Below are 13,731 nucleotides of genomic sequence, written 5' to 3'. Positions count from 1 at the left end.
GGCATGCCGTCTTGTCTTGTGCTGATCGGCTAGCCGCCCATCACGGGAACGCCGATGACGACGGGATGGAACGCAAACGCCAGCGCCAGATAAGCGACGATTCCAACCACGACCGCGATCAGATCGTTGGTGACGCCGCCGACCGGAATCGGCGGACCGCCACCATCGGTCCGACGCTTCAGCGTGATGCGGTCGTACACCGCCCAGCCCAGGAACGAGCCGAACAGGATGATGGAGCCGAGATCGCCATTGGCCAGAAGATGCGCCGCCGCCCACAGCTTGATGCCGGCCAGCATCGGATGCTTCAGCGTCGCATAGATGCGGCCGCGCAGATAGGACGCAACCACCAGGATGACCGCGGGCAGCATCAGCGCGAGCGTGATGTGCTTCAGCGCCTTCGGCGGATACCAGACGTCGATCCAGCCCGTCGCGCGATAATGCGCGAAGCCCCAGATGATCAACGCGAGCCCCGCGAGCGAGGCAAGCGAATAGAGGATTTTGTAGGTCCCCTCGCCCAGTCTCGCGATGGCCTGCGCGCGCGCCTCGCGTTTCGTCGTGAACACATGCGCCGCAAAAAACAGCGCAAGCCCCAGGATCATAACCAGCAGACCCACGAGATTCTCCCCTCAACCAGCGCCCCAGCCCATGGCCTATCATCGATTGGCCGCGGGTCGCAACTCTCACCCCTCGTGGTGAGGAGGCGCGAAGCGCCGTCAGCGGACGATGCTTCGCATCGCCGCGAGAACCATGCAGGCCCGGCTGCTGCAACAGCGCGGCCTGCATCCTTCGAGACGCGCGTAAGAACGCGCTCCTCAGGATGAGGGGATAGAGATGTCCCGGCTGTTATTTTCCCAAGGTCCGATTGTCGACATACCGGATCGCGATCGGCCGCCCGGCGAGGGCACCGCCAAGACCCCCGGTGAATTTCAGCGGCAGGCAGGCATTCAGCGATGAATTGATCGCATTGAGATAGGTGGTTCTCGTCTCGGGGGGCACGCCCGCGGTCGCAAAGGTCAGGCGCGGCGGGCCGATCAGGCCGCCCGACTTGTTGAAGCTGAAGCGCACGGCGATCTGCATGCCCGCGCGGGCATTGTCCGTTGGCGGCGACCAGCAAGTGCGCAGCTCGGCGAAGAGATCGCCGATCGTATCGAGATCGTGATCCGGCTTTTGATATTTGGCGCGATCGGCCTCCGCTGGCACGCTTTGGATCGTGAGCTGGAGGTTCTGGCCGTAGGGATAGTCGATGTCGGGAATGCAGGGACCAGGCTCGAGCGGGCTGCAATAGGACGGCGTGCAGGGCCTTCCATCGAGGACGCTGCACGGCTCGTGCGAAAACGGAATGGGGTTGATTTGCCGGGGCCGCGCGTCGGCGGCGCCAACGGGCAAGACGGTCAGCAACAGCACGAGGATTGCGCGCAACATCGGGAGCACCAAACGGGCGACCCCATTCAAATTGGTAGAACTTGAAGCGGCTTCAAGTCCATTTCGCGTTCACGTGCTCGCGTTTACCCACGGTGTCGTCGTCCGGCTTGACCGGACGACCCAGTATTCCAGAGGCGATTGTGATTGAGCCGAGAGGCTGCGGCGTACTGGATGCCCGCTTTCGCGGGGCATGACAGCGGAGGGGGGAGTGGCTGCAGAGCGGACGGAGCCGCACCCTACCCCTTCTTCTTGACGTCCTTGACGTTGGTGAACTCGATGCCCTCGGCCCGTTCCCTGGTGTAGCCGAGGTAGAACTCGTTCCGCGCCAGATAGACGGGATCGCCGTCGACATCGTCGGCGATGCTGGAGGTGTTGGCCGCGATGAAGGTGTCGAGCTTCTTGCGGTCGTCCGAAGAGACCCAGCGCGCGAGCTGGAACTCGCTGACCTCGAATTCGACCGGCAGGGAATATTCCGCATCGAGCCGCGCCTTGAGCACGTCGAGCTGGAGCGCGCCGACGACGCCGACCAGCGCGGGCGCGCCGTCGCGCGGGCGGAACACCTGCACAACACCCTCTTCCGACATCTGCTGAAGCGCTTCCTTCAGCTTCTTCGCCTTCATCGCATCCGTAAGACGTACGCGGCGGACGATTTCCGGCGCAAAGCTCGGCACGCCAACGAAGTTGAAATCCTCACCGTCGGTCAGCGTATCGCCGATGCGCAGCGTGCCGTGGTTGGGAATGCCGACGACGTCGCCGGCGTAGGCCTCGTCCGCAACCGAACGGTCCTGCGCGAAGAAGAATTGCGGGCTGGACAGCGGCATGCTCTTGCCGGTGCGCACGAGCTTCGCCTTCATGCCGCGGCTCAGCTTGCCGGAGCACAGCCGCGCGAAGGCGATGCGGTCGCGGTGGTTGGGATCCATATTGGCCTGGATCTTGAACACGAAGGCGCTCATGCGCGGGTCGGTGGCTTCGACCTTGCGCTGGTCGCTCTCCTGCGCACGCGGCTCGGGCGCGAACTTGCCGAGCCCTTGCAGCAGGTCGCCGACGCCGAAATTGCGTAGCGCGCTGCCGAAATAGACCGGCGTCAGATGGCCCTCGCGAAACGCTTCGAGCTCGAACGGTTTTGAAGCTGCGGTGACGAGCTCGAGCTCGTCCTTGACCGCCGACACGTCGAGATTGGCGTTGAGCTTGGCGAGTTCGGCGATCTCGATCTGCTGCGCCGCGCCGGTCTTGGCACCGCCGCCTTCGAGCAGGCGCACGCCGCCATTGACGACGTCATAGGTGCCGAGGAACTCGCGGCCGCGGCCGACAGGCCAGGTCATTGGCGTGGTATCGAGCGCCAGCGTCTTCTCGATCTCGTCCAGAAGCTCGAAGACGTCGCGGCTCTCGCGGTCCATCTTGTTGATGAAGGTGATAATCGGGATGTCGCGAAGACGACACACCTCGAACAGCTTTCGGGTGCGCGCCTCGATGCCCTTGGCGGCGTCGATCACCATGACGGCGGAATCGACCGCCGTGAGCGTGCGATAGGTATCTTCCGAAAAGTCCTCGTGGCCCGGCGTGTCCAGAAGGTTGAACACCAGCCCCTCGAACTCGAAGGTCATGACCGAGGTCACGACCGAGATGCCGCGCTCGCGCTCGATCTTCATCCAGTCCGAACGCGTGTTGCGCCGCTCGCCCTTGGCCTTGACCTGGCCGGCCAGATTGATGGCGCCACCGAACAGCAGCAGCTTTTCGGTCAGCGTGGTCTTGCCGGCGTCCGGATGCGAGATGATCGCAAAGGTACGCCGCCGCGACACTTCAGCGGCAAGCGAGGAACGGGCCGTCGATTCGGCTGTGGTGGCGATGTCGGACATTGCGGCAGCGTTTGGCAGGGAAAATGAGCCTGATCAAGCCTCATCTGGTGATTGCGGAGCCTTCCGGCCAGTCCCATATCCGGCCTGGGAGGGACGGCCTTCCCTTCCTATCAGCACACCAGTCGCGGGGACGCCCCTGCCTTGAATGGAGGGTCGTCATGGCCTGGAGCATCCTGTTTGTCGCCGGTCTGCTGGAGGTCTCATGGGCGATCGGCCTCAAATATACCGAGGGGTTCAGCAAGCTCGTTCCGTCGGTCCTCACGCTTGGCGCCATGGCCGGCAGCATCATCCTGCTCGGGCTCGCCCTCAAATCGCTGCCGATTGGAACCGCTTATGCAGTCTGGACCGGCATCGGCGCGGTCGGTACCGCGACGCTCGGCATCATCCTGTTCGGCGAGCCGGCCACCGCGTTCCGCCTCGCTAGCATCGGGCTGATCGTCGCCGGGATCGTCGGGCTGAAGCTGGTTACCTGAGGAAGATCTTGACCGCCCACCAGGAGAGCGCGGCGACGATGGCCGAGGCCGGCATCGTGATCACCCAGGCATAGACGATCGAGCTGGCGACGTTCCAGCGCACCGCCGAGAGGCGCCGGGCGGCGCCGACACCGACGATGGCGCCGGTGATGGTGTGGGTGGTCGAGACGGGAACGCCGAGGAAGGTCGCCATGAACAGGGTCGCGGCACCGCCGGTCTCGGCGCAAAAGCCTTGCATCGGGGTCAGCTTGGTGATGCGCAGGCCCATGGTGCGGACGATGCGCCAGCCGCCCATCAAGGTCCCCATCGCCATCGCGGCCTGGCACGAGAGCACCACCCAGAAGGGGACGAAGAATTCGCCGCCGAGCTGGCCCTGCGAATAGAGCAGCACGGCGATGATGCCCATGGTCTTCTGGGCGTCGTTGCCGCCATGGCCGAGCGAATAGAGCGAGGCGGAGGCGAATTGCAGGATGCGGAAGGCGCGATCCACGGCAAAGGGCGTGGAGCGCACCGAAGCCCAGGAGACGATCGCAACCAGCACCATCGCGAGCAGGAAGCCGACCAGCGGAGACAGCACGATGGCGATCACCGTCTTGGACAATCCGCTCCAGACCGCCGCCGAAAGGCCGGCTTTGGCCACACCGGCACCAAACAAGCCGCCGATCAACGCGTGAGACGAGGACGATGGAATCCCGAGCGCCCATGTCACCAGGTTCCAGACGATGGCGCCGACGAGCGCCGCGAAGATCACCTGGGCATCCACGATCGCGGGATCGATGATGCCGGTGCCGATGGTCTGGGCGACGTGCAGCCCGAACACCATGAAGGCGACAAAATTGAAGAACGCGGCCCAGAACACCGCGTATTGCGGCCTCAGCACGCGGGTGGACACGATGGTCGCGATCGAGTTGGCGGCGTCGTGCAGGCCGTTCAGGAAGTCGAACAGCAGCGCGACGGCGATCAATCCGACCAGGACGGGAAGACCCAACGCAACATCCACGGCGTGGCCCCTGCCCTAAACTTGCTCGATAACGATGCTGTTGATCTCGTTCGCGACGTCGTCGAAGCGGTCGGCGACTTTCTCGAGATGGTCGTAGATCTCTGCGCCGACGATGAAATCCATCGCGTTGCCGTCGCGATGCTTGAGGAACAGTTCCTTCAGCCCGATATCATGGAGATCGTCGACGCGGCCTTCCAGCTTGCCCAGCTCTTCCGTGATCGCGGTCAGCATGGCCACGTTCTGACCGATCTTCTGCATCAACGGCAGCGCACGGCCGACCAGATTGGCGCATTCGATCAGGAGCCCGCCGATCTCCCGCATCGGCGGCTCGAAGCTGCGGACCTCGAACAGCATCACGGCCTTGGCGGTCTGCTGCATCTGGTCGATGGCGTCGTCCATCGAGGTGATCAGGTTCTTGATGTCGCCGCGGTCGAACGGGGTGATGAAGGTGCGGCGCACCGCGGTCAGCACCTCACGGGTGATATTGTCCGCATCGTTCTCGAACTGGTTGACGCGCTGGCAATAGACCGGCGTCTCCTCGCCCCCGTTGAGCATGCTCTGGAGCGCGATCGAGCCCTGGATCACGGTCTGGGCGTGGCGGTCGAACAGGTCGAAGAACCGTTCTTCCTTGGGCAAGAAAGCGCGAAACAATCGCATCATGGGGGAGAGACTACCGGTTGGATAATGGCCTGGCCCGAGCGGGCCGTCATAAAACTGTCATAGACCATTTTCGATCCACGCGCGTGCCACCTCACGCCCGTGGAGCCGGATCATCCACCGCTTTCGCCCGTCAGTACATCTTCCAATATATCAACGACTTACAGTGACCGCCGGAAGTAATGCGCGATTTCGCCGATGACGCCACGGCGGAAGGTGAGCACGCAGATCACGAAGATCGAGCCCTGGATCACGGTCACCCACTGGCCGAACCCCGCCAGATATTGCTGCATGGCGATGATCACGAAGGCGCCGACCACGGGACCGAACACGGTTCCGAGTCCGCCGACCAGCGTCATCAGCACGACTTCGCCCGACATCGACCAGTGCACGTCGGTGAGCGAGGCATTCTGCGCCACGAAGACTTTCAGCGCACCGGCAAAGCCGGCCAGCGTGCCCGACAGGACGAACGCCAGGAATTTGTACTGATCGGTGCGGTAACCCAGCGAGATCGCGCGCGGCTCGTTCTCGCGGATCGCCTTGAGGACTTCGCCGAACGGTGAGTTGATGATGCGGAAGATCAGCAGGAAGCCGGCGAGGAAGCCGACCAGCACCACATAGTAGAGCACGGTCGGCTTGGTCAGATCGAAGACGCCGAACATGCGTCCCTGCGGGATGCCCTGGATGCCGTCTTCACCATGGGTGAACGGCGCCTGGAGGTAGATGAAGTACAAAAGCTGCGACAGCGCCAGCGTGATCATCGAGAAATAGATGCCTTGGCGGCGGATCGAGATATAGCCCGTGATGAGCGAGAGCACGAAGGCACCGGCGACGCCGACGAGGATGCCGAGTTCGGGCGGCAGCGCCCAGACCTTCAGCGCATGCGCGCTGCAATAGCCGGCCGTGCCTAAGAACATCGCATGGCCGAAGGACAGCAGACCGCCGTAGCCGATCAGGAGATTGAAGGCGCAGGCGAGCAGCGCGAAGCACAGCGCCTGCATCACGAAGAACGGGTAGACTCCCGTGAATGGCACCGAAGCCAGCAGCAGCGCCATCACCACGAACACGATCATCTCATCGCGGATCGAGCGCGGGGTTACCGGCAGCGTGTCGTCCGTCAAGGCTGTCATATCAGGCCGCCCTTCCCGTCAATCCCGTTGGCTTCACCAAGAGGACCAGCACCATCAGCACGAACACGACGGTGTTGGAGGCCTCGGGGTAGAAATATTTGGTCATGCCCTCGATCACACCGAGCGCAAAGCCGGTGATGATGGAGCCCATGATCGATCCCATGCCGCCGATCACGACCACCGCGAACACCACGATGATCAGGTCGGCGCCCATCAGCGGCCGCACCTGGTTGATCGGCGCCGACAGCACGCCAGCAAGCGCGGCCAGGCCGACACCCAAACCATAGGTCAGCGTGATCATGCGCGGCACGTTGACGCCGAAGGCGCGCACCAGCGTCGGGTTTTCAGTGGCGGCACGCAAATAGGCGCCGAGCCGCGTCTTCTCGATCAGGAACCAGGTCGCGATGCAGACTACCAGCGAGAAGATGACGACCCAGCCGCGATAGATGGGCAGGAACATGAAGCCGAGATTCATGCCGCCCTTGAGCTGGTCCGGAATGGCGTAAGGCATGCCAGAGGAGCCGAAATAGTTCTGGAACACGCCCTGCACGATCAGCGCAATGCCGAAGGTCAGGAGCAGGCCGTAAAGATGATCGAGCCCCGTCAGCCATTGCAGCATGGTCCGTTCGAGGATCATGCCGAAGATGCCGACGATGATCGGGGCAAGCAGCAACGCCCACCAGTAGTTGATGCCGCCGATGTTCAGCAGGAAGTAGGCGACGAACGCGCCCATCATGTAGAGCGCACCGTGGGCGAAATTGATGATGTTGAGCATGCCGAAGATCACGGCAAGCCCGAGACTGAGCAGCGCGTAGAACGAGCCGTTGATCAGTCCCACCAGTAGCTGAGCGTAAAGAGCCTGCATCGATCCCGCACCCGGTTCCTTCGGCGTTCCCTGAAAGTCGCCCGCAAGCCTGATGGCCTGCGGGCGGTTATCTTACTTCTTCAACAGCGCGCACTTGCTCTCGGACAGCGGCGTGAAGGCCTGGTCGCCCGGCACCGTGCCGACCAGCTTGTAGAAGTCCCACGGCCCCTTGGACTCGGAGGGCTTCTTCACCTCGAACAGATAGGCATTGTGGATGGTGCGGCCGTTGGGCTGGATCTCGCCCTTGCCGAACAGATCGTCTTCCGTCGGCATCGACTTCATCTTCTCGACCACCTTGGCGCCGTCATGCGGGTTGCCGCCGAGCGCTTCCAGTGCCTTGAAATAGTGACGCACGCCCGCATAGACGCCGGCCTGCACCATGGTGGGCGGCGCGTTGTTCTTCATCTTCTCGGCGAAGCGCTTCGAGAACGCCCGGGTCTGGTCGTTCATGTCCCAGTAGAAGGTCTCGGTGAAGTTGAGGCCCTGAGCGGTCTCGAGCCCGATCGCCTTGACGTCGGTGAGGAACAGCAGCAGCGCCGCGAGCTTCTGGCCGCCCTTGACGATGCCGAACTCGGCCGCCTGCTTGATCGTGTTGGTGGTGTCGCCGCCGGCATTGGCAAGGCCGATGATCTTGGCCTTGGAAGCCTGCGCCTGCAGCAGGAAGGACGAGAAATCCGGCGTGTTCAGCGGGTGCTTGACGCCGCCGACCACCTTGCCGCCGTTGGCGGTGATGACCGCGGTGGTGTCGCGCTCCAGCGCCGCGCCGAAGGCGTAGTCGGCGGTCAGGAAGAACCAGGTGTCGCCACCGGCCTTCACCAGAGCCTGGCCGGTGGTGTGGGCCAGCATGTAGGTGTCGTAGGTCCAGTGCACCGTGTTGGGCGAGCACTGCGCGTTGGTGAGGTCCGAAGTCGCAGCACCCGAGTTGATATAGACGCCGTTCTTTTCCTTGACGACGTTGTTGACCGCGAGCGCCACGCCGGAATTCGGTACGTCGACGATGACGTCAACCTTGTCGACGTCGAACCATTGCCGCGCGATCGCGGTGCCGATGTCGGGCTTGTTCTGGTGATCACCCGAGATGATGTCGATCTTCCAGCCCTTCGCGGCCAGGCCGGAATCTTCAATGGCCATCTGCGCGGCGAGCGTCGAGCCCGGTCCACCGAGGTCGGCATAGAGCCCGGACTGATCGGACAGCGCGCCGATCTTGACGGTCTTGTCCTGCGCGAAAGCTGCACCGGTGGCGGTCACGGCCAGCGCCGTGCCGAGCAGAAACGACGCAATCGACTTTGTCATCATGCTACTTCCTTATGAATCTTTTTATTGGCCGTTCTAGACGCCGAGATACGTGTGGAGCTTGTCCATATTGGCGGCAAGCTCCGCATTGGAAAATCCGTCAATGATCTTGCCGTGCTCGACCACGTAATAGCGGTCGGCGACGGTGGATGCGAACCGGAAGTTCTGCTCGACCAGGAGAATCGTAAAACCCTCCTTCTTGAGCCGCGCAATGGTGTGGCCGATCTGCTGGATGATGACGGGCGCGAGACCCTCGGTCGGCTCGTCCAGCATCAGGAAGTTCGCGCCGGTGCGCAGGATGCGCGCGATCGCGAGCATCTGCTGCTCGCCACCGGAGAGCTTGGTTCCCTGGCTGTTGAGCCGTTCCTTCAGGTTCGGAAACAGATCGAATATCTGCTCGAGCGGCAATCCGCCCGGCCGCACCACCGGCGGCAGCAGCAGGTTCTCCCGGACATCGAGGCTGGCGAAAATTCCCCGCTCTTCCGGGCAGAACGCGATTCCCATCCGCGCGATCTTGTCCGAGGTCGTGCGGATGATGTCCTGGTTGTTGAACTTCACCGAGCCGGTGCGCTTGCCGATGATGCCCATGATCGACTTCAGCGTGGTGGTCTTGCCGGCGCCGTTGCGCCCGAGCAGGGTGACGACCTCGCCCGCGTTCACGTCGAAGCTGATCCCGTGCAGGATGTGGGACTCGCCGTACCAGGCTTCCAGGTTGCGGACCTGGAGGAGGTTGCCGCCGCTCGCGGCCTTTGCGGGAGCTTCCGCCGTTGCAGTCTCAGCCATGACCGGCTCCCAGATAGGCTTCCTTGACGCGTTCGTCCTTGGTGAGCTCGCTGTAATGGCCTTGCGCCAGCACCTGCCCGCGCGTCAACACGGTGATGATGTCGGAGAGATTGGCCACGACGCTCAGATTATGCTCGACCATCAGGATGGTGTATTTCGCGGAGATGCGCTTGATCAGCGCCGCGATCTTGTCGATGTCCTCGTGGCCCATGCCGGCCATCGGCTCGTCCAGCAGCATCATCTCCGGGTCGAGCGCGAGCGTGGTTGCGATCTCCAGTGCGCGCTTGCGCCCGTAGGGCATCTCGACCGCGGGCGTATTGGAAAACTCGCTGAGGCCAACATCGTTCAACAGCTCGCGCGCGCGATCGTTGAACTGGTTGAGCACGGATTTGGAGCGCCAGAAATCGAAGGAGCTGCCGTGCTGGCGCTGAAGCGCGACGCGGACGTTTTCCAGCGCTGTGAGATGGGGGAATACCGCCGAGATCTGGAACGAGCGAACCAGTCCCAGGCGGGCCACGTCGGCGGGCGCCATCGCGGTGATGTCCTGCCCCTTGTACAGGATTTTTCCGGCAGACGGTTTGAGGAACTTGGTCAAAAGATTGAAGCACGTCGTCTTGCCGGCGCCGTTCGGGCCGATCAACGCGTGAATGCTCCCACGGCGAACCTTGAGCGCAACGTCGCGGACGGCGAAGAAGCCCGCGAACTCCTTGGTCAAGCCTTCCGTTTCGAGAATGAACTCATCGGCCAAACAGTTTTCCCCCTGCCCGCACAACGCGCGTGGCTATCCTTGTTGCTTCGGCTTTCCGGAGGCCTTGGAGCCACTCCCTGGAGCCTATCCGGAACGCCGCCTCCGGGCGCGGAATATGCCGGAGGTGACGGGGGTTAGGCAAGGCGGAAAGCTGAGCAGGTCAGGCCTCCGGCCGGGAGACTTATGCTCCCTTAGTCGGACGTGTTTTGATGTCGCGCCTGCCCGGCTTCCCGGTTCGCAAAGCGCCGGTCATCAAGCCGTCGTTAACGGTCTTTCGTTCCATGCGCCAGCCTTCATAGAAAATTTTCCCGCGGCGAGGATCATGCGCGGGTTTCATGCGTCCGGAATTTCTATTCGCCGGGAATATTGTCTTGGATTTTGCAAGCGCCGCTCCTTCCGTGGTCAAGTCGATCAGGCAGCGTGATCTCCTGAACACGTGGCTGCGGCTCTATGCGCGCGAGCAGACGGCCCCGGCGATCTGGGAGTACCAGCCTGCGCGGCTCGAGGAAGAGCTCTCCGATCTGATCTATTATACGGTGGACATGTCAACGCCGACACCGCGTCTGACCATCCAGAGCGAAGGTACGCGCATCTCGCGCGCCTATGGACACACCGGCAAGGGCGTTCTGCTCGACGACTATATCGGGCCGCGTCTCGTGCCCCTGGTGATGCCGGTCTATCATGAATGCGTGGCGCGCGGGCTGCCGGTCTACAGCATTGCCGACGTCGACGACATCTACGGCCGTGTCGTCGCCTATGAGCGCCTGCTGCTGCCCTTCCAGACCGACGGCAAGGTCTGTCACATCATCGCATCGCTCAAGACCTTCTGCGAGGACGGCGGCTTCGAGATCAAGAATCTGATGCGCGGAAATGACGCGCTGCCGCGCCCGAGATTGCGCAAGGTGATCGACCGCGACCTGTTCCATCGCACCCCCGGCCGCATCGCGCCGGCCGAGCTGGTCGAGTTCGTGGACCAGCAGGGCTCCGGTGTTCCCACCGAGATCATCGAGCTGAACTAGCGCTCAGCGCGATTTGGCGCCGGCGTCCTTGGTCGTGACTTCCTTGGCATAGATATCCGGCTTGAAGCCGACCAGCAGCTTGCCGCCGACTTCAAGCACCGGTCGCTTGATCATCGATGGTTGCGCTAGCATCAACGCCAGCGCCTTTTTCTCGGAGAGGCCTTCCTTGTCGGCATCGGGCAGCTTCTTGAAAGTCGTCCCGGCGCGGTTGAGCAGCGTCTCCCAACCGACCTTGTCGCTCCACTGCTTGAGCTTGTCCTTCTCCACGCCCGCCGTCTTGTAGTCGTGAAACGCGTAGGCGACGCCATGGCTGTCGAGCCAGGCGCGCGCCTTCTTCATGGTGTCGCAGTTCTTGATGCCGTAGATGATGTTGGGCAAAACGTTCCTCGCGCATGCGTCGTATCGTGATCCCAAAGCGTTGTACGCAACTCCGGTTCGCGCGACAATATTGCGAACGACGCCATCTCTTCGAACGGACACTCCATGCACGTCACCCACGATCCAGGCGCGACTGCGTCGCCGACCATCGACTTCGACACTTTTCTCGCGGTCGATATCCGCGTCGGCACCATCGTCGATGCAAAGCCGTTCCCGCAGGCGCGCAAGCCGGCCTGGCGGCTGTGGATCGACTTCGGTCCCGCGATCGGCGTGCGCAAGAGCTCGGCGCAGATCACCGAAAATCATCCGCTTGAAACGCTGGTGGGCCAACAGGTTGCTGCGGTCGTGAATTTCCCGCCGCGCCAGATCGGCCCTGTTGTCTCGGAGGTGCTGACCCTCGGTTTCCCCGATGTCGACGGCAAGGTCGTCCTGGTGCAGCCGAGCAAGCCCGTGCCGAACGGCGGACGGCTGTTCTAGCACCGCGCGATCGAGAGCGGTCCCTGGCCGCCGGCGGCCCCCCTTTAAAGAACCTCCTGTTTCCCGGCCCCGGGTCGTCGGGCTTGACCGGGTTACTCTTTGATAATAAAAATGACTGACTGATCGTTTTTTATCTTGTTAAGTGCTGTAGAGCCATGTCTCCTACAGAACAAGTAACCGATCGATCTGTCAGTTATTTATGGACGCCAGATGCCAAAGATCAGCGACAAGCAACGTGAAAGCCGGCGGCAGCAGATTCTCGAAGCCGCCCTCGCCTGCTTCGCCGAGGACGGTTTTCACCAGACCGGGATGGCCGACATCGTCAAACGGTCGGGGCTGAGCCACGGTGCGGTCTATCTCTACTTCCAGAGCAAGGACGATCTGATCGAGGCACTCGCCGACGACCGGCACCGGCGCGAGGCCGTGCTCAACTCGGTCGCGCAAGGATCGGGCAATCCGATCGAAGGACTTCACGCGCTGGTCGGCGTCTATGCGCAATGGCTCACCGACCCCACCGGCGAAGCACGCCGCCGTGTCGGCATCCATGGCTGGGCCGAAGCCCTGCGCAATCGCCGCGTCCGGACCAGCGTCGTGGAAGGCGTCGACATGCCGCGCGCCCTGATCGTCGCGCTGGTCGAGCGCGGCCAGCATGACGGCCTCATCAAGCGCGATCTCGGTGCGGAAGCGATCGCGCGCGTATTGATCGCGATCTTCCAGGGCTTTGTGCTGCAAAAATGCTGGGGCCAGGATTTTGACATCGAGACCTGCATGGCGGCCGTGACCAGCGTGATCGATGGATTTCGCACCACGAAGGCCGACGTCAAGCGACGGAGCAGGAGCTGAGCGATGTCGTGGATCCATGACCTGCTCGCAGGCATTGGGGTCGGCCTCATCGGTGGGCTGACATCGGGCTTCATGGGCACGAGTCCCGGAGGCGGTCTCGTGATCTTCAGCGTGCTGCTGCTCGGCACCGAGCAACACGTCGCCCAGGGGACGTCGCTGATCACGCAGGTGCCGCCGACCGGACTCGCGGGCGTTCGCCGATATCGGCAGAGCGGTAATCGCAGCCCCTTGCTCTGGATCGTCTGGATCGGCATGGGCTTTCTCTTCGGCGGCGCCGGCGGCGGCTACGCTGCGGCCGCAGTCTCCGACTCGGTGTTGCAATGGACCTACGTCGTCTATCTCGTCGCGCTGATCGCTCTCCTGATCCTGCGCCGCGACCGCGAGGAGAAAAGCAACGAGACTGGCGACCGGGACAAGCTGCCGTGGCTGCCGCTGCTCCTGATCGGCATGCTTGCCGGATTTTCCTCCGGCTTCATGGGCATCGGCGGCGGGCTTGCGATCACCGTGGGGCTCGCGGCGGGCCTGCGGGTGCCGCAGCACCAGGCGCAGCTCGTCAGCCTCGTCTTCTCGGTCATCCCGACCAATATTCCGGCCGCGTGGATCTATTGGAGCAAGGGACTCATGGTCGGCTGGCCGGCCATCATCGGCATCCTTGCCGGTCTTTGGGTCGGCACCGATCTCGGTGCACGCGCGGCCAATGGCGTCAGCAAATCGGTGCTGCGCCGGGTCATGATCGCCCTCATCTTGCTGATGGCGCTCTACATGACCCACAAGGCGCTCACCTGAT

General features: G+C 62.9%; 16 protein-coding genes. 5 read left to right on the top strand and 11 right to left on the bottom strand.

The window, feature by feature from the left end; translation table 11 throughout:
• Nucleotides 1–29 precede the first annotated feature (29 nt).
• The 3 genes from AC0L2F_RS12045 to AC0L2F_RS12035 all read right to left on the bottom strand — a co-directional run bounded on the left by AC0L2F_RS12045 (nucleotide 30) and on the right by AC0L2F_RS12035 (nucleotide 3,278).
• On the bottom strand, nucleotides 30–614 hold the full coding sequence (locus AC0L2F_RS12045; RefSeq protein ID WP_007609254.1) for an NnrU family protein: 585 nt from the start codon (nucleotides 612–614) through the stop codon (nucleotides 30–32).
• A 229-nt stretch (nucleotides 615–843) separates the two neighbouring features.
• The gene (locus AC0L2F_RS12040) at nucleotides 844–1,422 is read right to left on the bottom strand and encodes a hypothetical protein (protein ID WP_473248496.1); all 579 of its coding nucleotides are present in this window, start codon (nucleotides 1,420–1,422) and stop codon (nucleotides 844–846) included.
• Nucleotides 1,423–1,658: 236 nt separating this feature from the next.
• Nucleotides 1,659–3,278, bottom strand: coding sequence for a peptide chain release factor 3 (locus AC0L2F_RS12035; protein WP_085352891.1), 1,620 nt, complete (start codon nucleotides 3,276–3,278; stop codon nucleotides 1,659–1,661).
• 158 nt (nucleotides 3,279–3,436) lie between these two features.
• On the opposite strand from AC0L2F_RS12035, the gene sugE reads away from it, so the two are divergent.
• Nucleotides 3,437–3,751, top strand: coding sequence for a quaternary ammonium compound efflux SMR transporter SugE (gene sugE / locus AC0L2F_RS12030; protein ID WP_007609247.1), 315 nt, complete (start codon nucleotides 3,437–3,439; stop codon nucleotides 3,749–3,751).
• Here the strand turns inward: sugE and AC0L2F_RS12025 are convergent.
• The 7 genes from AC0L2F_RS12025 to AC0L2F_RS11995 all read right to left on the bottom strand — a co-directional run bounded on the left by AC0L2F_RS12025 (nucleotide 3,744) and on the right by AC0L2F_RS11995 (nucleotide 10,227).
• Nucleotides 3,744–4,751, bottom strand: a complete 1,008-nt coding sequence (locus AC0L2F_RS12025; protein WP_007609242.1) for an inorganic phosphate transporter — start codon at nucleotides 4,749–4,751, stop codon at nucleotides 3,744–3,746. The two genes, sugE and AC0L2F_RS12025, sit on opposite strands and share 8 nt — an antisense overlap.
• A 15-nt stretch (nucleotides 4,752–4,766) precedes the next feature.
• Nucleotides 4,767–5,411 carry a DUF47 domain-containing protein gene (locus AC0L2F_RS12020; protein ID WP_007609240.1) on the bottom strand — a complete coding sequence of 215 codons (645 nt, stop codon included), beginning with the start codon at nucleotides 5,409–5,411 and terminating at the stop codon, nucleotides 4,767–4,769.
• A 158-nt stretch (nucleotides 5,412–5,569) separates the two neighbouring features.
• Nucleotides 5,570–6,538 carry a branched-chain amino acid ABC transporter permease gene (locus tag AC0L2F_RS12015; protein ID WP_007609238.1) on the bottom strand — a complete coding sequence of 323 codons (969 nt, stop codon included), beginning with the start codon at nucleotides 6,536–6,538 and terminating at the stop codon, nucleotides 5,570–5,572.
• A 1-nt stretch (nucleotide 6,539) separates the two neighbouring features.
• Nucleotides 6,540–7,403, bottom strand: a complete 864-nt coding sequence (locus tag AC0L2F_RS12010; protein WP_007609236.1) for a branched-chain amino acid ABC transporter permease — start codon at nucleotides 7,401–7,403, stop codon at nucleotides 6,540–6,542.
• Nucleotides 7,404–7,475: 72 nt separating this feature from the next.
• Nucleotides 7,476–8,699 (bottom strand): ABC transporter substrate-binding protein, encoded by a 1,224-nt coding sequence (locus AC0L2F_RS12005; protein ID WP_473248494.1) that lies wholly within the window; start codon nucleotides 8,697–8,699, stop codon nucleotides 7,476–7,478.
• Between the two features lie 33 nt (nucleotides 8,700–8,732).
• Nucleotides 8,733–9,479 carry an ABC transporter ATP-binding protein gene (locus AC0L2F_RS12000; protein WP_473248492.1) on the bottom strand — a complete coding sequence of 249 codons (747 nt, stop codon included), beginning with the start codon at nucleotides 9,477–9,479 and terminating at the stop codon, nucleotides 8,733–8,735.
• Nucleotides 9,472–10,227 (bottom strand): ABC transporter ATP-binding protein, encoded by a 756-nt coding sequence (locus AC0L2F_RS11995; RefSeq protein WP_018459153.1) that lies wholly within the window; start codon nucleotides 10,225–10,227, stop codon nucleotides 9,472–9,474. Before AC0L2F_RS11995 ends, AC0L2F_RS12000 begins: the two co-directional genes overlap by 8 nt.
• A gap of 335 nt (nucleotides 10,228–10,562) precedes the next feature.
• On the opposite strand from AC0L2F_RS11995, the gene AC0L2F_RS11990 reads away from it, so the two are divergent.
• On the top strand, nucleotides 10,563–11,246 hold the full coding sequence (locus tag AC0L2F_RS11990) for a hypothetical protein (RefSeq protein WP_007609231.1): 684 nt from the start codon (nucleotides 10,563–10,565) through the stop codon (nucleotides 11,244–11,246).
• 3 nt (nucleotides 11,247–11,249) lie between these two features.
• Here the strand turns inward: AC0L2F_RS11990 and AC0L2F_RS11985 are convergent, their stop codons facing one another.
• Nucleotides 11,250–11,624: an ArsC family reductase gene (locus tag AC0L2F_RS11985; protein WP_063992732.1), complete on the bottom strand. Its 375-nt coding sequence runs from the start codon at nucleotides 11,622–11,624 to the stop codon at nucleotides 11,250–11,252.
• Between the two features lie 105 nt (nucleotides 11,625–11,729).
• On the opposite strand from AC0L2F_RS11985, the gene AC0L2F_RS11980 reads away from it, so the two are divergent.
• The 3 genes from AC0L2F_RS11980 to AC0L2F_RS11970 all read left to right on the top strand — a co-directional run bounded on the left by AC0L2F_RS11980 (nucleotide 11,730) and on the right by AC0L2F_RS11970 (nucleotide 13,730).
• The gene (locus tag AC0L2F_RS11980) at nucleotides 11,730–12,101 is read left to right on the top strand and encodes a tRNA-binding protein (protein WP_063992733.1); all 372 of its coding nucleotides are present in this window, start codon (nucleotides 11,730–11,732) and stop codon (nucleotides 12,099–12,101) included.
• Between the two features lie 210 nt (nucleotides 12,102–12,311).
• The gene (locus tag AC0L2F_RS11975) at nucleotides 12,312–12,944 is read left to right on the top strand and encodes a TetR/AcrR family transcriptional regulator (RefSeq protein ID WP_473248491.1); all 633 of its coding nucleotides are present in this window, start codon (nucleotides 12,312–12,314) and stop codon (nucleotides 12,942–12,944) included.
• Between the two features lie 3 nt (nucleotides 12,945–12,947).
• Entirely contained in the window at nucleotides 12,948–13,730 is a 783-nt protein-coding gene (locus tag AC0L2F_RS11970; RefSeq protein ID WP_473248490.1) for a sulfite exporter TauE/SafE family protein, read from the top strand.
• The last annotated feature ends 1 nt before the right edge of the window (nucleotide 13,731 follow it).

The sequence above is a fragment of the Bradyrhizobium sp. Ken64 genome, assembly GCF_055807555.1.
This window is presented reverse-complemented; position numbering and strand designations above follow the sequence as displayed.